Origin of the sequence: Streptomyces sp. NPDC102360, from assembly GCF_044766085.1 — a bacterium.
Taxonomy (GTDB): domain Bacteria; phylum Actinomycetota; class Actinomycetes; order Streptomycetales; family Streptomycetaceae; genus Streptomyces.
Genome location: NZ_JBIWLG010000010.1, coordinates 1 through 19245, shown reverse-complemented (window position 1 = coordinate 19245; position 19245 = coordinate 1). Strand labels below are relative to the sequence as shown.

At 70.0% G+C, this 19245-nt stretch carries 16 protein-coding genes and 1 pseudogene; 2 read left to right on the top strand and 15 right to left on the bottom strand.

The genetic code is table 11. The annotated features are described in order from the left end of the window. Positions 1-23: 23 nt before the first annotated feature. The 13 genes from ACIRHA_RS31495 to ACIRHA_RS31435 all read right to left on the bottom strand — a co-directional run bounded on the left by ACIRHA_RS31495 (position 24) and on the right by ACIRHA_RS31435 (position 15056). The gene (locus ACIRHA_RS31495) at positions 24-839 is read right to left on the bottom strand and encodes an SAM-dependent methyltransferase (RefSeq protein ID WP_403852931.1); all 816 of its coding nucleotides are present in this window, start codon (positions 837-839) and stop codon (positions 24-26) included. 88 nt (positions 840-927) lie between these two features. After that, positions 928-1407: a hypothetical protein gene (locus ACIRHA_RS31490; RefSeq protein WP_403852929.1), complete on the bottom strand. Its 480-nt coding sequence runs from the start codon at positions 1405-1407 to the stop codon at positions 928-930. Positions 1408-1493: 86 nt separating this feature from the next. After that, positions 1494-2597, bottom strand: a complete 1104-nt coding sequence (locus tag ACIRHA_RS31485) for a helix-turn-helix domain-containing protein (RefSeq protein ID WP_403852927.1) — start codon at positions 2595-2597, stop codon at positions 1494-1496. Between the two features lie 102 nt (positions 2598-2699). Next, entirely contained in the window at positions 2700-2966 is a 267-nt protein-coding gene (locus tag ACIRHA_RS31480) for a hypothetical protein (RefSeq protein WP_403852925.1), read from the bottom strand. 485 nt (positions 2967-3451) lie between these two features. Then, complete coding sequence (locus ACIRHA_RS31475; RefSeq protein ID WP_403852924.1) at positions 3452-6958, bottom strand: SAV_2336 N-terminal domain-related protein; 3507 nt, start codon at positions 6956-6958, stop codon at positions 3452-3454. Positions 6959-6962: 4 nt separating this feature from the next. After that, positions 6963-7925 (bottom strand): AAA family ATPase, encoded by a 963-nt coding sequence (locus ACIRHA_RS31470; RefSeq protein ID WP_403852922.1) that lies wholly within the window; start codon positions 7923-7925, stop codon positions 6963-6965. Positions 7926-7968: 43 nt separating this feature from the next. Then, positions 7969-10068 (bottom strand): trypsin-like peptidase domain-containing protein, encoded by a 2100-nt coding sequence (locus ACIRHA_RS31465; protein WP_403852920.1) that lies wholly within the window; start codon positions 10066-10068, stop codon positions 7969-7971. A gap of 65 nt (positions 10069-10133) precedes the next feature. After that, positions 10134-10505, bottom strand: coding sequence for a CU044_2847 family protein (locus ACIRHA_RS31460; RefSeq protein WP_403852919.1), 372 nt, complete (start codon positions 10503-10505; stop codon positions 10134-10136). 302 nt (positions 10506-10807) lie between these two features. Further along, the gene (locus ACIRHA_RS31455; RefSeq protein WP_403852917.1) at positions 10808-11692 is read right to left on the bottom strand and encodes a deoxyribose-phosphate aldolase; all 885 of its coding nucleotides are present in this window, start codon (positions 11690-11692) and stop codon (positions 10808-10810) included. Continuing rightward, positions 11689-12663, bottom strand: coding sequence for a 5-dehydro-2-deoxygluconokinase (iolC, locus tag ACIRHA_RS31450; RefSeq protein WP_403852915.1), 975 nt, complete (start codon positions 12661-12663; stop codon positions 11689-11691). The genes ACIRHA_RS31455 and iolC overlap by 4 nt, the downstream gene beginning before the upstream one ends. A gap of 2 nt (positions 12664-12665) precedes the next feature. Further along, a complete protein-coding gene (locus tag ACIRHA_RS31445; RefSeq protein ID WP_403852913.1) occupies positions 12666-13565 on the bottom strand; it encodes a TIM barrel protein in 900 nt (299 codons plus the stop codon). A gap of 136 nt (positions 13566-13701) precedes the next feature. Beyond that, positions 13702-14445, bottom strand: a complete 744-nt coding sequence (locus ACIRHA_RS31440; protein ID WP_403852911.1) for a GntR family transcriptional regulator — start codon at positions 14443-14445, stop codon at positions 13702-13704. Positions 14446-14603: 158 nt separating this feature from the next. Further along, positions 14604-15056: a winged helix-turn-helix transcriptional regulator gene (locus tag ACIRHA_RS31435; protein WP_403852909.1), complete on the bottom strand. Its 453-nt coding sequence runs from the start codon at positions 15054-15056 to the stop codon at positions 14604-14606. Between the two features lie 94 nt (positions 15057-15150). On the opposite strand from ACIRHA_RS31435, the gene ACIRHA_RS31430 reads away from it, so the two are divergent. Beyond that, a complete protein-coding gene (locus tag ACIRHA_RS31430; RefSeq protein ID WP_403852907.1) occupies positions 15151-16440 on the top strand; it encodes an MFS transporter in 1290 nt (429 codons plus the stop codon). Positions 16441-16456: 16 nt separating this feature from the next. Here ACIRHA_RS31430 and ACIRHA_RS31425 read toward each other — a convergent pair whose 3' ends face one another. Beyond that, positions 16457-17419: an alpha/beta fold hydrolase gene (locus ACIRHA_RS31425; RefSeq protein ID WP_403852905.1), complete on the bottom strand. Its 963-nt coding sequence runs from the start codon at positions 17417-17419 to the stop codon at positions 16457-16459. A 112-nt stretch (positions 17420-17531) separates the two neighbouring features. Between ACIRHA_RS31425 and ACIRHA_RS31420 the strand changes: the two genes are divergently transcribed. Beyond that, positions 17532-18122, top strand: a complete 591-nt coding sequence (locus tag ACIRHA_RS31420) for a TetR/AcrR family transcriptional regulator (RefSeq protein WP_403852903.1) — start codon at positions 17532-17534, stop codon at positions 18120-18122. A gap of 24 nt (positions 18123-18146) precedes the next feature. On the opposite strand, the pseudogene ACIRHA_RS31415 reads toward ACIRHA_RS31420, so the two are convergent. Beyond that, positions 18147-19049 (bottom strand): annotated as a pseudogene (locus ACIRHA_RS31415) (endoglycosylceramidase); the annotation flags it as partial. Positions 19050-19245 lie beyond the last annotated feature (196 nt).

Genomic DNA, 19245 nt, shown 5'->3' with positions numbered 1-19245 from the left:
TGGAACGGGGGAGGCTGCTGCGGTCAGGCGATCTTGGCGACTCCGCCGTACTCGATCCACTCATGGCTGGACGGCTCGCGGGCGGGCGCGGTCCCGGTGGGCCAGGTGTCGATGTCGACCAGACCGGGATCGAGGAGTGTGAGATCGCGGAAGTAGCTCTGCACGTCGCGGCGTTGGCGAACTCTTCCCCACTGTCCGCCGAGTGTGTCCAGCATGAGGTCAGTGACGGCCTCCCGGACGGTGGCGTCGTCGCTGATGAGATGGCTCACTACCAGGACGCTGCCGGGAGGCAGCAGGTCGGCCATGTCACGCAGAATCCGATCAGGTCGGTCGGTGTCCGGGATGCAGTGCAGTACGGACACGTAGAGCGCGGCCACGGGTTCCTTGAAGCAGATGAGTTTCTGCACGCCGGGGTGCTCGACGATGGACCGCGGTGAACGCAGATCGGCCTGAATGACCGCGGTGCGCTGCGCGCCGGCGAGCAGGGCCCGGCCGTGGGCGAACACCATGGGGTCGTTGTCGACGTAGACGACGCGGGTCTTCGGGTCGACATCGTGTGCGATGTCGTGCGCGTTGTTGCGGGTGGGCAGTCCGGAGCCGAGGTCGAGGAACTGGTGAATGTCGTGCTCAAGGATGAGGTAGGGGATGAGCCGTTGCAGGAAGCGGCGATTGCTCAGTGCCACGGTGGGGGCACTCGGTGCGTATTCGAGTAACTCCTCGCACGCTCTGCGGTCGGCGGGGTAGTTGTCCTTGCCGCCGAGGTAGTAATCCTGCATCCGGGCGAGGTTGGGCCGATTGATATCGATGGTGCGTGACAGAGACTCGTCGCTGGTGTTCATGCGGATCCCCCGAGAACGGCGAACTTTCATCGTAGTCAGAGCGGGGGAGGTCGTGTGTCGGAACCTCGCGATGGAATGGGGTACTTGGCTATAACGCGGGGTTGCGTGCGGAAGTGCTTCCAGGCGCGGCTTGCAAGCAGTCGGCGAACGTTACGGGCAACGACCGGTAGGCCAGCGTGAGTTGGCAGGTTACGGTGAAGGGTTCCGTGCCCATGAGTTCGGCACTGGATCGAGCGTCGAGCAACAGGCGGTGGCGCAGAATGACGGCGTCGGCCTGGATCGCGGGCAGGGCCCGGTAGAGCACTTCACAGCCCCCGGCACTGTTCGGCCCACCTCCCGTCGCGCGGCCCGCGCGGCCGATCAGAGAGCGCAACAGTTCCCAGGCCACCTCTGTGGGGCGGATGGTGGTCAGGGCGTGCGGCCATTGCGTGGCGAGCAGACCCAGAGCGCCGGCCACTATGCGGCGTCCGGCCTGTACGTCGCGGATACGGACCTGGGTGTAGCGCAGGTAGGCATCCTGATACAGCGCGCAGAAGGCCCGGTAGTCGGGCGGCAGCTGTACGGCCAACTCGGCTGTATGGTCCAAGTGTTCTGCAGTGACCGTAGTACCGAGGGGACAGGGCTGTGCGGGGTTCTTGCGGCACAGGGCGGACCTCATGGAGCCTCCGGGAGATCGGGTTCAGGACCGGAAGGTGCCCCGTCGTTGGTCTCTGTGCTCTGTGGTTCGAGGTCGGCGAGAAAGCCGTATTCGACGGCCTCCCACAGTGGCCGGACATCGGCAGGCCAGCCGCCAAGAGCCTTGATGAACGCGCCGGTCATCGGCCACGTCGGCACCAGATGCCCGTGGAGTATGGACGTGACCTGCTCGGCTGTGAGGAGGCCGCCGCTGGCCTCGCTGACGCGCTCACTGCTCGGACGTGCGGCGGACAAATGCAGGCCGCGCAGCGCGGCGTGCAGCCGGTGCACGGTGTCGAACAGTGGGTGCCGCACCGGGGGAGTCATGCCCTGGGCGTGTTCCCACAGTGCCCGCACCTCGGCCGGGTCGCCTCCACACACCACGGCCAGTTCCTCCGTCACCTCCCAGGTCGGCAGGCGCTCCCCGGACAGGATGCGTGACACGTAGGGTGCCGACAGGCCGGAGCCGACCTGCTCGGCCGCCTCCTTGATGGTCAGCCCGCTCTCACGGTGCAGGCAGGAGAGGGCTGCCGCCAGCTTGCCGCCGGGTCGTGGCGCGGCGTCGGGGACGGCCTGCTCGCCCCCCGGATTCCGGGGTGTCGGTCGGGCCGCCTCGGGCTGCCGGGCCGTCGCCCGGTCCGCGGCCCGGCGGGACAGGCGGCGCCCGACCTCCTTGCGCGACCAGCGCGCCCGCGCGGTCGCGGAGCTCACTGATGCGGCGGTGGCTATCTGCTCCCAGCTGCTGCCATCGGCGCGCTCCGCCTGCACCGTAGCCGAGGTGTAGTACTCCACTTCCCGGCTCACCTCCGCGGCCAGTCGCAGCCGTGCAGTCAGAGTCTGTCCTTCGTATTCCGCCGACAGCAGTCGGGCGACGAGGAGTTGGAGGTCCTCGGCGACGTTTCGTCCCAGCGGCAGCGGACTGACGGGGGGCGCCACCCTTGCGCGGCCGTGCCGCCGCTCGCGCTGGGCGTCGCGGCGGCAGCCCGGTGAGCAGTACACCTGGCGTCGCCCGACCGGGTTCTTCCGCTGGAACGGCTGCTTGCAGTAAAGGCAGTCACCGTCCCCCGCGTCACGCTTGGGCACTTTGTCTCCCCTGTCACCCACGGGTCGCTTCCCTCTCCTGTTGTGCCCGGCTCGACCGCGCGGCGGTGGTTGTGCTGAAACCACCGCCGCGAGGCCGATGGGTCAGCTGTGGCCTATCCGCAGGTAGCGGATGAAGGAGCGGCGGGTCAGTGCATGCGTCAAAGCGAGGGCACCGACACCGGTGGGTGCCTGCCAGGCGTCGGTGAGGAGCACGATGGGCAGCACGACGAGCGCGAGGAAGGCGCTCAACTGCAGCGTGCCTGTCCAGGCACTCAATACGCGGGTTTCGCGACGACGCAGCCGCGGAAGAGTAGCTTCGTCATCAACTGGACGCCGGTAACGGCCGACAGTTGGGAGATGATCGAACATGAGCCTTGCTCCTCTGAGTTGAGGTACTTGATCGGTCAACTTGCCTGAGTGGCCCCGGTCTTGGTGTGCAGCCGACCCGGGGCCGCTTCCTGTCCTGCGTCAAAGGACGCTAGCGCTTCACCCCCGTCGATCGCTATTCATACGGTTCGGTAAGGCAAATCTGGCGCGCGTGGGGTGAAAATCGCCGAAAGGCCTCCACGGGGCGGGCGTGTGCTGCAATTGCGGGGATGTCAAATGCGGACAAGTAATGGACATTATTGAACGCGGCATGATGGAGTCCGGTCGATAAGCGCCTTCGCGCAGGTGGGGGCTTTTGTGGTGATGTTTTCTCAAGGTGGAGTCGGCGTGCGCGACGGTGCCTGGTCGGGAAGGCGCCATGCCCGACGGGTCGAGAAACTTCTGCCCCGGGGTGCCAGGTCGAGGAATTTCCGAGAAACCTGCAAATGCAAAGCCTGGGCGCAGGCGCGGAGTTTTGGGCCCGCCGGTCAGGGCCCGGGCTCATCACCCGGCATGTCCGGAGCGTCGATCCTTCGAGCTGAAGGGAAGTCCTCGGCGATGAGGGCCGCGAGGTCGACGTAGGCCGCGCGAGTCTTCGGGCGCAGCAGGGCCAGGTCGATTTCGGTGTCCGCCGCCAGGTGCTCGTCGAACGGGACGACGACCACGCCCCGGCAGCGCGTCTTGAAGTGGCTGACGATGTCGTCCACCTTGATCATCTTGCCGGTCTCGCGGACACCGGAGATGACGGTGAGGGAACGCTGGACGAGGTCCGCGTAGCCGTGCGCCGACAGCCAGTCGAGGGTCGTGCTCGCGCTGCTCGCGCCGTCGACGGACGGCGTGGAGATGATGACCAACTGGTCGGCCAGGTCGAGGACTCCGCGCATCGCGGAGTAGAGGAGACCTGTGCCCGAGTCCGTCAGGATGATCGGGTACTGCTTGCCCAGGACGTCGAGCGCGGAGCGGTAGTCGGCGTCGTTGAAGGACGTCGAGACGGCCGGGTCCACGTCGTTGGCGATGATCTCCAGGCCGGACGGGGCCTGCGAGGTGAACCGGCGGATGTCCATGTACGAGTGCAGGTGCGGGATGTTCTGCACCAGGTCGCGGATGGTGGCGCCGGTCTCGCGACACACGCGGCGGCCGAGCGTGCCGGCGTCCGGGTTGGCGTCGATCGCCAGGACCCTGTCCTGGCGCAGGGTGGCGAGGGTCGCGCCGAGCGCGGCGGTGGTCGTGGTCTTGCCGATGCCACCCTTGAGCGAGATCACCGCGATCCGATAGCAGGAGAGCAGCGGCGCACGAATGAGCTGGATGTTCCGCCGCGACTCGTCCTCAGTGGCCCTGGAACCCTTGAAGACGCGCGCGAGCCGGGAGAAGGGGCGGCGGGTCGCCGGAGTGCTGTGGGCGACGTCGATGTGGCCGATTGTCGTCCGTGAGCCGGTCGATGGTGCCGTGCCCAGTGGTGCGGGCGGGGTGAACCGCAAGGACTGGGCGAGTACGTCGGTGACTTCCTGGGCGGTCGGCGCTGTTTCTGTGGAATGCGCCTCGGTACAGCGTTGGAGGATGTCCAGGAGCGGTGCGTACTCCGTTCCTTGTGCGAGCCGTCCGACGATGCCGCCGAGCGTCCTGACGTTGTGGAGAACCTGGTTCGCGTAGGTCCAACGGGTCTCCCCCCAGGACTCGCTGATGGCGGAGGTCCAGCCGGTGAGTGTCACCTGGCTGGGAGTGACCAGCACCGTGGCTTCGTGGAAGTCCGTCAGCGTCATGCCGAGCCGATGGCACCGGCTCACCGCGTCCGCGATCTGCCGCCCCAGGTACACCGCCTCTTGCAGGGGCAGGGGTGTGGAGTCCTGCAGGAAGTCGCTCAGTCTCCGTGCCGGTGAGCCGTCGGCGGAGCGGACCAACGACTCGATCGACCATGGCCTGGAGCCCGTGGTGTTGTGCCTGAGCAGCGTGGGAGCGTATTGGCCCGCCATGAGGTGCAGGGCCTTCACGGCCGTGTCGAGGAGGAGCACATCGTCGTCGTCGGAGTCCGGATAGAGCGCTCGCACGACGACCTCGGTGCCGTGCCGGTCACGGCCCAGATAAGCGAGCGCCCGTGCGCCCGTCCTGTTGACGAAGTGAAGGGTGTAAGGGCCGAGGGTGCACACCCCGTCCGGAAGGCGCTCCCATCCGGTCCTCGTGTCGGTCGAGAGGATGTTCTCCGTGACCCACTCGTCGTGCAACTGCCACTCCGCCGTCTCCGGAATCGCGTCGCTCAGGTCTTGCCCGCACGCACCGCAGAACCCGTCGCCCGGTTCGAACGCTGCGTCGCAGTTCGGACACACGGTTTCCCCCGCGTCGACGTCCGTGGCGGTGTGCCGTGGTGCCCCGAGCCGGCCCACGAGCCCGTCCTCGACCGAGGTGAAGGGGTGGGCTCCCGGGGGCAGGCGATCGGGGCCGTCGGGGTGGGCGAGCCAGGCGGGGAAGTCGGGGGAGCGGCCCACGAGTTGTTCCAGTCTGCGGCCGACCGCCCGGCCGGTGCGTACCAGTTCGGCGGCCGGGACCGCTCCGAGCAGCGCCCGCTGCGCCGCATCGGTGAAGTCGAAGGCCCGGTGCTGGGGCGGCACGGGCTGCCGACCGTCCTCGTCCACCGGCCGGAGGAGCCCGCCGAGGAACACCTCGGCGAGGTGCCCGGTGTCCGCGGCCCACGGCACGGAATCCTGGACAAGACGCATCACCGGCACCGACACCGGTGCGACGGCCGCCAGATGGATCGCGAGACGGTACGCCTCGGGGGACGCGGCATCTCGGAACCGCCGCACGTCGCCCGGGCCGTCGGTGAACGCTCCGGGCCCGGCGCCGCGGCGTCGGCGGGGAGGTGCCAGCAGGGGAAGCACCGCAGAGCCGCCCGGTGCGGCTACGAGCTGTGCCCATGCGGCAAGGGACGCCGTATCCGGCTCCAGCACTGGGACCGGTACGCCGCTGAAACGGGACAGTGCTGCCGGCAGCACCGGGTCCGTCACCGTCCAGGACGTGTGGGCCGAAGCGCGCTGCCGCGTCGTCACCAGCCGTCGCTCCGCGCGGATCCCCGAGCCGTCCCACAGTTGCCGCGGCAGCGCGTGGACCACGGCCGTCGGCCCGTGCCCCGACCATTCCTCGAGAACGGCGGGCATCCGTCCGTCCCGCCAGGCGGACCCCACCCCGTCGCTCACCACCAGGACGAGGGTCTGCCCGGTGGGATCGGACAGGACCGTCGGCGGGAGGTCCTGTGCACCAGGATCGTAGGGCCGCGAACGCAGCACCGGGGGTTCCGTCCCCCGGGTGTGCAGGCCGTGGACCCGCACCATCCGGAAGGCCCCCGAGCGCTCCATCAGGGTGCGCAGTTCGACGGTGAGCCGCCGCCACAGCAGCATCGACATCCCGTCGTCCACGACGAACGCGAGGTCGAGCCAGCGCTCCCGGGCCGGCCGTGTCACGACATCGGGCAGGCCCGAATCGGCGAACGCCGTCGCCGTCGCCACTTCGTCGAGCTCTTGGCGGACCAGGCTCGGCCGGTGCTGTTTCAGCGGGCGCAGCGCCCGACCGATCGGCAGCTCGGCGCGCAGCGCCTTGGCCTCGGGGGCGCGTAGCGGCATCGCTCCGTCCGAACCGGTGCGAGCCGACGCGCTGGGTGGGCCGGGCGCGGCGTACAGGTCGCCGGCCCCGCCGCCCGGGGCCTTCTGCACCGGGAAATGGTAGGTGGGCCGGTCGGGCTCCGCCGCTTCCTGCTCGTCGCGTACCGGCCGCCCGTCGACGCCCGCGGGCCACGGTTCCCTGCCGGAATGGGCCCGTCGCAGGGGTGCGTCCACCGCCTCCGCGGGCAGCCGGCCCGCCAGCCACAACGTGTCCAGAAGCTCGTCGTGGGACAGCTCGACGCCGCTGTCGGCCAGGACGGAGAGGGCTTCGTCCAGACGCTGGAGCGGCGAGTGCCCACCAGGAGGCCCGGGGGCGCCGTGGTCACTGTCCGCCGCCCTTCGCACGGGCTCAGACCGCCCCGCCCAAGCGGTGCAGCACCGCGTCCAGCAGTCCGTCCGCGGACAGGTCCACGCCTCCCGCCCGCAGGAACACAGCGTTGAGGAGCTGGTCGGTGGCCAGCTCCTTGGTCGCGCGGCGCTGCAGGAACGCGTCCAGCAGATCCCCGACCTCCACCGCTGCCGTCTCTCCGAGATGGGCGGCGACGATCGCCCGCAACCGCGCCTCGTCCGGCGTCGGCAGCTCCAGGCGGACGCACCGGCGCAGGAATGCCGGCGGAAAGTCCCGCTCACCGTTGCTCGTGATGACGACGACAGGGAATTCCGTGCAGCTCAGCCAGCCCCGTACGACGCGGGCCGGCCTGCCCGGCCGCGCGGTGAGCACCTCGACCGTCGACTGCTCCTCGGGCAGGCGGGCGAGTTCGGGGATCTCGAACTCCCCTTCCTCGAAGACGGTCAACAGGTCGTTGGGCAGGTCGACATCCCCCTTGTCCAACTCGTCGACGAGCAGGACCGAGGGCCGTGCGGCGGGTACCAGCGATGTGCCCAACGGTCCGAGCCGGACGAAGCTGCCGATGGGCGGCTCTTCTTCACCCCGGTCGCGGCTCAGTGTCGTCTCCCGCAGCCGGCCGATGGCGTCGTAGCGGTAAAGGGCGTCGGTGATGGCGGACCGGCTGTTCACCGGCCAGTGCAGTACGTCCCCCAGCGCCAGTTCATGGGCGATCGCCCGCGCCAGCGACGACTTGCCCGTGCCGGGATGACCTGTGACCAGGAGGGGGCGGCGCAGGTGCACGGCAGCGTTCACCACGTCGGCGTGTTCCGGCGAGATGAGGTAGGGAAGGTGGTCCGGGCCCTCCGCCGAACCGGTCGGAGAGGGGCGCGCGCCGAAGCGGCGCCACGGCGGGGCCGGCGGTAGGGGCTCCTCGCGCCGCTGTCCGTCCCCGCGGAACATCCGCCAGTCCGCCTGCGTACTCATCGAAGAACCTCCGTCTCGACCGGGTCGTCGAAGTGATGGCGGGTCATAGGGACTCTGTGGGGTCGCTGAGTTCGAGCTGTGGCAACGGCTGTGCGCGGTCGGCGTCGGACCAGGCGAGCACCGGTCGACCGGCGAACTCCTCCGGTCGCTGCAGTGTTTTCGCGCGGTATACGCGTACGGCCTCCGGGAGGCAGCGCACCGGGGCGTTCGAGGTGTGCGGGCTGGTGAGGGCGCCGCGGGTGTCACCACGGTCCCAGAGGACCACGGGCACGCCCAGCAGGAGACACGTCTGGACGACCGCACTTCGCGTCTTCGCGGGGAGATCGATGACGACCTGCGACACGTTCCGCTTCTCCGCCAGCAGGCCGTACACCTTGAACTGATCGGTCTCGGGATGCGTCACCCGCAACACACCGCCCTCGTCAAGGCACTGCCAGCGCTGCTGCCACTGTGCTTCGAAGCTCGGGCCACCCAGCTCGCGCAGCTCGGGGCAGGTGATGACCAGGGGGTACTCGGCTCCCAGCACACGTGTGAGCAGTCCGTCCAACTTCGTTTCGCGCCATTCGTCGGCCGGGAGCTCCAACTCCTCACGGTCGACGACGAGTTCCACGACCGGCAGCGGGCTGTCGGGGGCCCGGGGGTGCAGCGGACCGAGCGCGTCGAAGATCTCGCGCGCCGCGTCCTCCACGGTGCGCGGCCGGGCGTCGTCCGCGGAGATCCGGCGGGGACCGTCCCCGTCGTCGTACCACAGCCGCTGCCGATAGCGGGGCGAGCCGTCGGCCGCACTGCACGAGGAGATTTCGACAAGAAGCCGTGGGGGCGTCGACACCTGATGCTGCCGGTTGGCCCACTCCTCGGCGTCCCTGCGGCGGTCGTACAGGGCGGAGGGATGGACGGCGAGCCGCTCGGTGACCCGCTCGCTCCACTGGCGCAGGGCATGCTGCTGCTCCACTGGACAGCCGGCGGCCAGGAACTCGACGGCGCGCACCAACTCGGGGACGGGAGGCGTCTGCCAAACGTGACCGGGGGCGATGGTGACGTGGCCTGACGCACTGTCCGCGGGCAACTGCTCGAGATAGCGCACCAGGTCGCCGCTGCCCTCCCCGCGGGACATCCGGGACACCAGCGGCTCAGGGACGACAGCCAGCGGCAGCGCCGCTCGTAGAGCGGCCGGTGCGCGGGCGACGGAAGGCTCGTCCAACGCATCGAGGCGCCGTACCAGGATGTCGTGCTCGGCAGGCGTGAGCAGTCGTGGGAAGCGGGGGCCGCGGCCGACCAGGAGAAGCGCGTCGGCCAGGTCCGGGGCAAGAGTGCGCAACTCCCCGACCAGCACGGGCAGGGCTCGATCCCGCGCGAACATCAGACGGGCGAACTCCTCGGCAGAGGGTTCTCCCTCCCCACCGTCAAGACCGAAGGCCCGGGCCACGGTTTGCCCGCAGCCGGCCCAGTCCACCGAGCGGCTCCGGCTTCGCCTCAACAGGGCGACGAGTTCGGTGTATTGGGGATCCCCGTACCCGTCGTCCTCGTCATCGCCGGGGCACCCGGTGGCGTGGGCCAGACCGGAACGATCCAGTTCGTCGCGGATCCGCTGCCAGGGAATGGCCCAGGCACGCCGCAACGATCCGTCGGTGTTGAGCTTCGCCGTGACAAGGCCGACCACCGCGCGCTCCTGGCCGGACCACAGCGGGCCACCGCTGTAGCCGTGGCCGACGGCGAGCTTGTCCCTCGGCGCATCCAGGTAACCGAACCGGCCGTTGCACTCGGTCACTTCGGCGTCGGCGAAGAAACCGCGCTCCGCGCTGCCGTGCCAGGCACGCACCAGCTGCTTCTCGGCCATAGGCCGCCAGCGGGGCGGACGGATGCCGTGCGGCAGTACGGAGTCGAGGCGGAGTACGGCGAGGTCGCCGTTCCACTCGTACGCCCCGAGTCCCCCTTCGCCCGGGCGCGGAGCGATCCAGGTCGTCAGCTCGGCCGAGTACAGCTCGGTGTTGTCCGGTCCGAACACCCTCAGTCGCAGGGCGACAGGACCGGGGTCCTGGACGTCCAGCATGTCCCGGCCGAGGGCATCGTTGACCACATGGGCGCAGGTGAGCACCTGCTGGTCGGACAGCAGCACGCCCGACCCGACGGGTTCGTCGTCCACCCGGCTCAGGATCGAAACCGCGGGGGGCCGCGAGTCGTCACTCGCGCTGCGGAACCACCCCACGTTCAGTCCGTTCGGTGTGACGGCCGCCAGGTCGCCGAGACGGAAAGGTTGGCCTGAGTGCCGGCCCCGACGATGCCCAACTTCAGGTCCTGCCCGATCTGCACGCCGAACTGCACCGTGATCTCCTCGGGTTGATCGTGCGCCGTACTCACCGCGGCGTGCACTTCCTGGATCAGCGGGCCGAGGGGACGCAACACGGTGCGCAGCGTGTCGGTGGCGATGGCGACGGCCCGGTTTCCCCGGCCGATCGGGGAAACACCGTCGACGCCTCCCGGTAGGCCGTTGCCGACACTGTCGTGGGCATTGCCCACGGGCGCCAACTCCATCCGCACAGAGGTGCCGTCGGGCAGCATGATTTCGGCGAAGTCCGTCACAGACCCATCATGCAGGTGAATGCGCTGACCGAGTGAGGGTTTGCCGGAACCGGTATGGCTCTGTGCGCCGGCGTTGCCGGATTCGTGCCGACTCTGGTTGTTCCGGCAGCGCCAACCCCAGGGCAACTCGGGGGCTTTGGCCGCGAGGCCGGCCGTGCCTTCGTTCCGGCCGCGCTCAGGCCCTCTCGCGCCGTCGTTAGCTCGGGCCGGGTGGCACTTCGCCCGCTGAGCGGTGAGGAACCGCTCGGCCGTCTGTGCCCGTCAGCCGTGCCGGCGCGGACGGGAGGGTGATCGCGACGCGTTCATGCGCCGCCCCCATGGACCAGTTCGGCCGCGACGTCGACGGCCGCGGAGACATCGCCGTCCGGCGGATAGAGCAGCGCCCGCCCGACCACCAGCCCCCGCACCGCCGGGAGTTCGAGGGCCGATCCCCACGAGGCGTACGTGTCATGGGGATCGCCCTGCGGGTCGCCGCCGAGGAGGAGGGTCGGCAGGGTGGTGGCGTCCAGGACGCGTTCGAGTTCGTCGACGACGGGCAGCTTGAGCCAGGTGTAGGCGCTGCTGGCGCCGAGCCCGCTCGCGATGTGGATCGACCGGATGACGCTGTCGGGGTCGAGGAGGTTGTGCGGGCCGCCGTCGTCCTGGCGCACCGTCAGAAAGGGTTCCACCATGGCCATCAGGCCGTGCTCGGCCAGGCTGGTGACCGCGGCCGCCGTCGCCTCCAGTGTGCGTACGGTGCCGGGGTCGTCGAGGCAGATCCGGGTGAGGGTCTTGCCGCCGTCGAGCCCCTGGGCGGCGATCGCCTCCGCGGTGTACGCCGTGAACCGGTCGTCGAACTCGAAGGCGGCGCCCTGCAGCCCGCCCCGGTTCATCGAGCCGATGGCGATGCGGTCCTCCAACGCACCCATGAGGAGGAGGTCGTCGAGCAGGTCGGGGGTGCCGAGCACACCGTCAACGCCGGGCCGCGACAGGGCGGTCGCGAGCCGGTCGAGGAGGTCGGTGCGGCTCGCCATGGCCCCGGGGTCGCCCCGGACGCCGAGAGCCCCCCGGGCCGGATGGTCGGCGGCGACGATGAGCAGGCGGCCGTCGTCCCCGCTCACCGGGCGGCGGGAGCGCTTCTGCCAGGAGCGGCCGATGAGTTCGGGCTCGCGGGCGCGGATCCGGGTCAGCTGTGCGGCGTTGATCATGCGGTCCCCGCGGTCTGGACCCCCGGGGCGGACGCGAGGGCCGCCTCCACCTCGGACGTGGTCGGCATGGCGGTGGAGCAGGCGAGGCGGGAGGCCACGAGAGCGCCCGCCACGTTGCCGAACGCGATGGTCCGGCGCAGGTCCCAGCCGCTCAGCAGGCCGTGCACGACGGCGCCGCCGAACGCGTCGCCCGCGCCGAGGCCGTTGACGACCTCGACGGGGAAGGGGGCGACCTCCACCCGTTCGTCCCGGGTGGCGGCCAGGACCCCCTTGGGCCCCTGCTTGACGATGGCGAGGTCGAGGCCCCGGTCGAGCAGCGCGTCGGCGGCCCGCTGCGGGTCCGTCTCGCCGACGGCCACCTCGCACTCCTCACGGTTCCCGACGGCCACGGTGACGTGCCCGAGGGCGCGCTCCACCTGTCGGCGCGCCTCCTCGGGGCCCGACCAGAACATCGGCCGGTAGTCGAGGTCGAGGACCGTGTGGGCGCGCCGGCCGCGGGCCTGCCAGGCGGCGAAGTGGGCGGACCGGCTCGGCTCGGCCGACAGGCCCGTCACCGTCGCCCAGAAGACATCGGCCGCACGGATGTCGTCCAGCGGCAGCGAGCCGGGCTCGATCATCAGGTCGGGGGCGGTCCCGTACCGGTAGAAGTAGAGCGGGAAGTCGTCCGGAGGGAAGACCTCGCAGAACGTCACCGGGGTCGGCGGACCGTCAGGATCCGTGATCGGTGTGATGTGTACGGGGTCCACGCCGAGACGCGCGGCCTCCTGCTGGACGTACCGGCCGAAGGGGTCACGGCCGACGCGCGTGATGAGTGCGGCGCCCCGGCCGTGGCGGGCCGCCGCGATGGCGACGTTCGTCGCGCTGCCGCCGAGGAACTTCTCGAACGTCCGCACCTCTTCCAGGCCGACGCCGTGGTCGAGCGGGTAGATGTCGACCCCGCTGCGCCCGATGGTGACGAGTTCGTGAGCCATGGTCAGCCCTCCAGGTCGGCGGCCAGTGAGCGGAGGTGGGCGGCCGAGGCGCGCACCTCCTCGACGGGGCCGCCGGCGCCGTCCGCGGCCGGCGCCGAATCCAGGATGGTGTCCTGTTCGAGCACGTACCACCCGGCGTACCCGTCGGACTCAAGACCTCGGACGATCGCGGCGATGTCGATGTCCCCGGCGCCGAGCGGGACATACATCCCGGCGGCGACCGCCTCGGTGTAGGGCATCTTGCCCGCCACCACCTGCTCGCACAGGTCCATGCGTACGTCCTTGAGGTGTACGTGGGAGATCCGGCCCGGCCGCTCGGCCGCGAGGGCGACCGGGTCCCCGCCGCCGATGAGCAGATGCCCGGTGTCGAGGCAGAGCCCGATGCCGGAGCCGTCGAGCACGCGCCGCGTCTCCTCGCCCGACTCGATCATCGTGCCCACGTGCGGGTGGAGGGTCGCGACGAGACCGGCGTCGGCCGCTGTGGCGGAGATCCGGTCGAGGTTGGCCAGGAGCGACGCCCAGCCCGCCGCGTCGAGTTCGGGGCGCTCGTCGTAGCCGTCGGCGCCGGTGGCCGCCGCGACGACGACGGTGCCGGCATCGGCCGCCACGAGCCCGGCAATGGCCGCCTCGACCTCGGGCAGCGGGTCGCGGTCCTGGTCGTGCAGGACGACCGGCACGAACTGGCCGACCGCCTTCAGGCCGTAGGAGGCGAGTGTGGCGGCCTTGTCGGCGGGGGCCACGGGAAGGAAACCCTCGGGCCCGAACTCCGTGGCGGTCAGGCCGACTTCGCGCATCTGACGCAGGACCAGTTCGGGTGGGAGCTGGTGTCCCCAGCCGGGGACTTCGCAGACCCCCCAGGAGATCGGCGCTCCGGCGATGCGCTGGGCGAGAGGTGTGGTCAAGGCCTTGCCTCCTTGGGTGCGGGCTGGGACCGAGCCTGCCCGGCCCGGCAAGCGGCTGTCAACCGATTGTCCTTACATACTGTCTATTGGGTGCACCGCGGCTCGGTCACTGATGACAGGGTGTGCGGTCGCCCCGTCAGCGGGCGGCGACCGTCATCTCGAAGGAGTAGCGCGAGGCGCGGTAGACGTGGGCGCCGTACTCGACCGGCGACCCGGCGTCGTCGTACGCGGTACGGGTCATGGTCAACAGCGTGGCGCCGCGACTCTCCTCCAGCAGCCTGGCCTCGGTCGCGGTGGCCCTGCGGGCACCGATGGCCTGCTGGGCCGAGCTCAGGTCCACGCCGGACCGGCGCAGCAACTGGTACAGGCCCGTCTCGGCCAGGGCGTCGGCGGTCAGGTCGACGAGCCCCGCCGGCAGATGGTTGCGCAGCAGTGCGATGGGCTGGTCGTCGGCGAACCGGACCCGCTCGACCGTCAGCACGTCGACGCCCTCGCCGATCCGCAGCGCCGCGGCGACCTCGGCGTCGGCGGGCCGGGTGGTGACCGACAGCACCTTGGTCCGCGGGTGGCGGCCGTCGCGCTCCAAGTCGTCGTACAGGCTGGAGAGTTCGACCTGACGTCGGATGCGGTTGGTGACGACCTGGGTGCCCACCCCGCGCTTGCGGGCCAGCAGGCCCTTGTCGACGAGGTGCTGCATGGCCTGACGCATCGTCGGGCGGGAGAGCCCGAACTGGTCGGCCAGGGCGATTTCGTTGCTCAGGCGGGTGCCGGGCGGCAGCACCCCGCTCTCGATGAGCTGCTGCAGCTGCTGGGCGAACTGGAAGTACAGCGGGACCGGACTGTTCCGGTCGATGGTGATCAGCTTGGCGATCGGCTCCACGTCACCCTCCAGCGCGCTGCTGCCAACGGCGTCAGTGTGCGGTAACCCCATAAAACTCCGCACGTCCGTACGTGCTTATGTAATAACAAGGAGAGGGTATGGCCGTCCACCGCCCCGACGGACAGGCGATCCGGCCGTTGGTGTCCCGGTGGACGGTGCTATTCGGTGGCGACCTTGTGGACGGTGGTGTCGGCGGGGTTCAGGCGCCGCCCGTCCGAGGACAGTACTTCCAGTGCCCGGAGGCGGTCCCCTTGCTGTCGGTCGACCAGTTGTGAGTGCGGTTCGCCGGGGGCGAAGGAATTCTGCTCGCCCCACTGTCGCAGCGCCACGATGACGGGGAAGAGGGCCTCGCCCTTCGCCGTCAGTACGTATTCGCGGTAGGCGCTCCCGTCCGAAGCGGGGACGGATTCGAGGACGCCGCCGGAGACCAGGGCGCGCAGGCGCGCGGTGAGGATGTTCTTCGCGACGCCGAGGCTGCGCTGGAACTCCCCGAAGCGCCGGCTTCCGTCGAAGGCGTCCCGCACGATCAGCAGGGACCACCAGTCGCCGATCGCGTCCACCGACCGTGCGACGGGACACTCGCTGTCATCGAAGCGCGTTCTGGTCACCATGGCATCCCCAATCCTCAGGTGGTTGCAACATGCTACCAAGGACCGTTACCGTCACATCTGGTAGCAACATGCAACCAGATGTGAAGGGGTGCCTGTGCCTGGAAACGGTGAGACTTTCACCCGTCGGGATCAGGGTCGGGGTGGGGCCGGACCCGCGTTCGCCCTGTCCCGCGGCACCGTCGTCCTGTTCGCCGTCGCCTGCGGGGCCGCGGTGGCCAACGTCTACTTCTCCCAGCCGCTGCTGGTGACGATGGGTCAGGAACTCGCGATGAGCCCGGCGCTCGTCGGCAGTGTGGTCACCGTGACGCAGATCGGATACGGGCTCGGGCTCTTCTTCCTGGTCCCGCTGGGAGACATGACCGACCGCCGGCGCCTCATCGTGGCCCAATTGCTGCTCCTGGTACTGGCGTTGGCCGTGGTGGCAACGTCGGGCACGGCCGCCGTCCTCCTCGCGGGCATGGCCGCGACGGGGTTCCTCGCGGTCGTCACGCAGACGCTGGTGGCCTTCGCGGCATCGCTGGCACCTCCCGTGGCGCGGGGCCGGGTCGTCGGTCTTGTCACCAGCGGCGTGGTCATCGGCATCCTCCTCGCCCGCACCGCATCCGGCCTCGTGGCCGACCTCGCCGGCTGGCGCGCCGTCTACCTGGCCTCGGCCACGCTGACCGCCCTGCTCGCACCGGTCCTGTACCGCGTCCTGCCCGGTCACGGTGGCACCCGGCCTGAACCCCTGCGCTACGGGCGCCTGCTGCGCTCCACGGTCACCCTGTTCGCGCGCGAACGGCTGCTACGGGTCCGGGCGCTGCTCGGACTGCTGATCTTCGCCGCCTTCAGCACCCTGTGGAGCAGCGTCGCGCTGCCGCTCAGCCGACCCCCGTACTCCTGGTCCCACAGCGCGATCGGCGCGTTGGGGCTGATCGGTGTCGCCGGAGCCCTGGCCGCGAACGTGGCCGGCCGCCTGAACGACCGCGGACTCTCCCACCGCACCACCGGCACGGCACTCGCCCTGCTCGCCGCCTCGTGGCTGCCGCTGGCCTTCACGCGCGGCTCACTGTGGGCGCTGGTTGCCGGGGTGCTCCTCCTCGACCTCGCCGTGCAGGCCGTCCACGTCACCAACCAGACCCTGATCTACGCGCTTCATCCCGACGCGGGCAGTCGGCTGATCGGCGGCTACATGGTCTTCTACTCGATCGGCAGCGCCACCGGAGCCATCGCCGCGACCTCCCTCTACGAGGCGGCCGGCTGGGGCGCCGTATGCGTACTGGGCGCCGCGTTCAGCCTCCTCGGGCTCGGGCTGTGGGCGATCACGGATGGGCGGGACCCTGGGGACGGCCGCACGCCTGCACTCCGAAAGCGAAGCAATTGCTGTGCATCTCAGTCCCGTTAAAGGAGCTACAGAGGGATTACGTCAAGGAAACGTCTGGCCCGTGCCGCGGAGGCGTCGGTTGGTGTCGATCGTGTTCTGAGATGAATCGGGTCAGGGCGGCAGCGACCGCGGCGGGCTGTTCGTCGGGGATGAAGTGTCCCGCGTCCGGCACGACGACGCCGGTGGCGTTGCCGGCCCACGGCCCGATGGAACCTGCCATGTCGGGAACGGAGCCGTGGCTGCTGGAAATCCCGAGGACCGGCACCGTCAAGCGCTGCCGCTCAAGTGCCTCGTGGTTCAGTCGCGCCGATTCGGCGGCGTCCCGGTAGTACGCGAGGGAGGCACGGAGCCCGCCGTCGGCGGCGAGGGCCATGGCGTACTGCTCGATCTCGGCGTCGTCGAAGGTGCCGGGGTCGAGTGCCTTGACCTTCAGGAACCAGTCGACGTACGCGCGTTCGCGGCCCGCGAGGAGTGTCTCGGGTAGGTCGGGCACGAGGTGGAACGCGAAGTGCCAGGTCTTCCACGCCTTCTCGGGGTCGGTCGGGATGGACTCGGGGAGCGTGATGCCCGGGATCCCGGCGTCGAGCAGGGCGACGCCGCGCAACCGGCTCTCGTACTTCAAGGCGAGGGAGAAGGCGACCCATGCGCCGATGTCGTGGGCGACCAGCCAGTACGTCGAAACGCCGAGCGCTTCCACCGCGGCGTGGACGTGTGCGGCGACCGTGTGGGTGTCGTAGCTGCCGTGCGGGCGTTCGGAGTGGCCCTGGCCCGGCAGGTCGATCGCGATGACGTGGGACCGGTCGGCCAGGGCGGGCATCACCTTTCGCCATGCCCACCAGGTCTGCGGGAAACCGGCGAGCAGGACGACGGTCGGGGCGTTCGGCCGACCGCCCTCGACCGCATGGAGTCGGGCACCGCCCGCGTCGGCCCAACGGTGGGTGAAGCCGGCCAGGTCGTGCAGTGGCAGGTCAGGTATCGGGTGGTCGGTCATGTCGGTCATGGAGTCCCTCCCTCGGGGTGGAGCGTGCTGGTGGCAACATACCTATCCTGAACTGGTTGGTTCAAGATAGACTGACCGGCAGCACAAGCGCAGACCAGCAGGGAGGTGCGGCATGGCAGGGAAGAAGCAGTTCGACATCGACATGGCGCTCGACGCCGCGATGATCCAGTTCTGGCGGGCCGGCTACGCCGACACATCGGTGGACGACCTGTCCCGGGCAACGGGGCTCAACCGCAGCTCCATCTACTCTTCCCTCGGGGACAAGGACGCGCTGTTCATGCGCTGCCTGGAGCGTTACGCCGCGCGTTACGGAGGGAAGTTCGATGCCGCGCTGTCGTGCGCTGCCGATCGGCCGCTCGCAGCCGTGCGGGCGTTCTTCGATGTCACCCTGGAACGCATCGCGGACCCCGATGTGCCCGACGGATGCCTGGTCGTGCAGTCCGTCTTGGCGATCCCCGTACTGAGCGCGAGCGTCGCCGTGCGCGCAAAGGAGGCGGTCGGCTTCCAGCGCTCCCGGCTGCGTGCCGCGCTGAAGGCGGGCGGATTGAACGACGAGGCGGCCGAGACCTTCGCCATCCACATCGCGGCCGTGAACCAGTCCCTCGCCGTCATGAGCAGAACCGAGGTGGGCGCGGAACAGTTGCGCGCCATCGTCGACGTGACCCTCGACGCGCTCGCCGAGGCTCTCGACGCGAGCGGGTAGTGCCCGCAGGCCATGGAAACCGCGTCACTCGATGGTCTTCGTTGCCCAGTTCGACAGCTCGGAGCGGGCCGACTTCAGCAGCTCGGCCGAGGGCGCCGACGCTCCGTTGGTCACCAGCGCGTAGTGCAGCACGCCGGAGTCCTGGTCGGTGAGGAGCAGGCGGCGGCTGTCCGTGCCACCGGGTTCGGGGGCCGCGGCGATCGGGGTCTGCGGGGTGTAGGCCGGGGGAGCGTGTGCCGTGCCCAGGTCCGAGACGACGGTCGTGGAACCGGTCGGGAAGGTGGCGGGGAGGTGCAGTTCGGTCGGGGCCGAGCCGGGGCCCGAGCGCCAGGCCAGCAGCCCGTACTGGCCCGATCCCACGAGGCGCGCGACGTTCGGCAGTGAGCTGGGCACCGGGTTCCAGGTCAGGGTCGTGGAGCCGTCCCGTGAACGGTCCTCGTAGGTGAAGGCGACGTTCGTACCGGACGTGGCGCTCGGGTAGAGGCGGTCGAGGAGGCGGCCGTCCTGACGGAGGGCCGGTGTGCCCGAGTCGTCGAGGCGTACGGCGGACATGTCCTCGTCGTTCCAGGCGTCACCTTCGGTCTTGACGTTGTCGGGGTTGCCGTTCATCGGCTCGTGGTGGCGCCCGCTGTAGATGTCCCACTGCCACTGGGTTCCGGACAGCACCGGGCCGGAGGCAGCCGGGTTCGACCACCAACTCCTGCCCGGGACGCGGGAGTCGAGCGCCTGGTACATGGCCTTGTTGACGGTCGGTGCCTTGTCGGAGACCGCCCGGGCCAGCGGGTGGCCGAACTCGCTGACGATCGCGGGCGTGCCCGTGGCGGAGGCGCGGTCGCGGACCGTGCCGAAGTCGCCGGTGTACTGGCCGTCCTTCGCCTTGCCCCACATGAAGATCCCGGAGATGGCCTTCTGGTCGTAGAAGTGGGTGGTCAACTACCCGGGACTGAAGTCCCGGGCTTGCTGCTCGGGTCGTCGATGGCTTCGACGAGGCCCGGCTGCGTCCAGTGCTCACGCGATGAGGGTGAGCACAGGGGCCTGTGACTCGGCCCCGCGGACCCTTCCCCAAGCTCTCGGCTTCGCTCGAGCAGGGGAGACCCCATTCACCAGCCGCGGGCGGCGATGT

Bases quoted from the DNA above. Each gene is read 5' to 3' on its own strand.
- ACIRHA_RS31425 (WP_403852905.1), bottom strand. From the start codon at position 17,419: ATGACCGACATGACCGACCACCCGATACCTGACCTGCCACTGCACGAC.
- iolC (WP_403852915.1), bottom strand. From the start codon at position 12,663: ATGGCTCACGAACTCGTCACCATCGGGCGCAGCGGGGTCGACATCTAC.
- ACIRHA_RS31495 (WP_403852931.1), bottom strand. From the start codon at position 839: ATGAACACCAGCGACGAGTCTCTGTCACGCACCATCGATATCAATCGG.
- ACIRHA_RS31455 (WP_403852917.1), bottom strand. From the start codon at position 11,692: ATGATCAACGCCGCACAGCTGACCCGGATCCGCGCCCGCGAGCCCGAA.
- ACIRHA_RS31470 (WP_403852922.1), bottom strand. From the start codon at position 7,925: ATGAGTACGCAGGCGGACTGGCGGATGTTCCGCGGGGACGGACAGCGG.
- ACIRHA_RS31420 (WP_403852903.1), top strand. From the start codon at position 17,532: ATGGCAGGGAAGAAGCAGTTCGACATCGACATGGCGCTCGACGCCGCG.
- ACIRHA_RS31435 (WP_403852909.1), bottom strand. From the start codon at position 15,056: ATGGTGACCAGAACGCGCTTCGATGACAGCGAGTGTCCCGTCGCACGG.
- ACIRHA_RS31480 (WP_403852925.1), bottom strand. From the start codon at position 2,966: ATGTTCGATCATCTCCCAACTGTCGGCCGTTACCGGCGTCCAGTTGAT.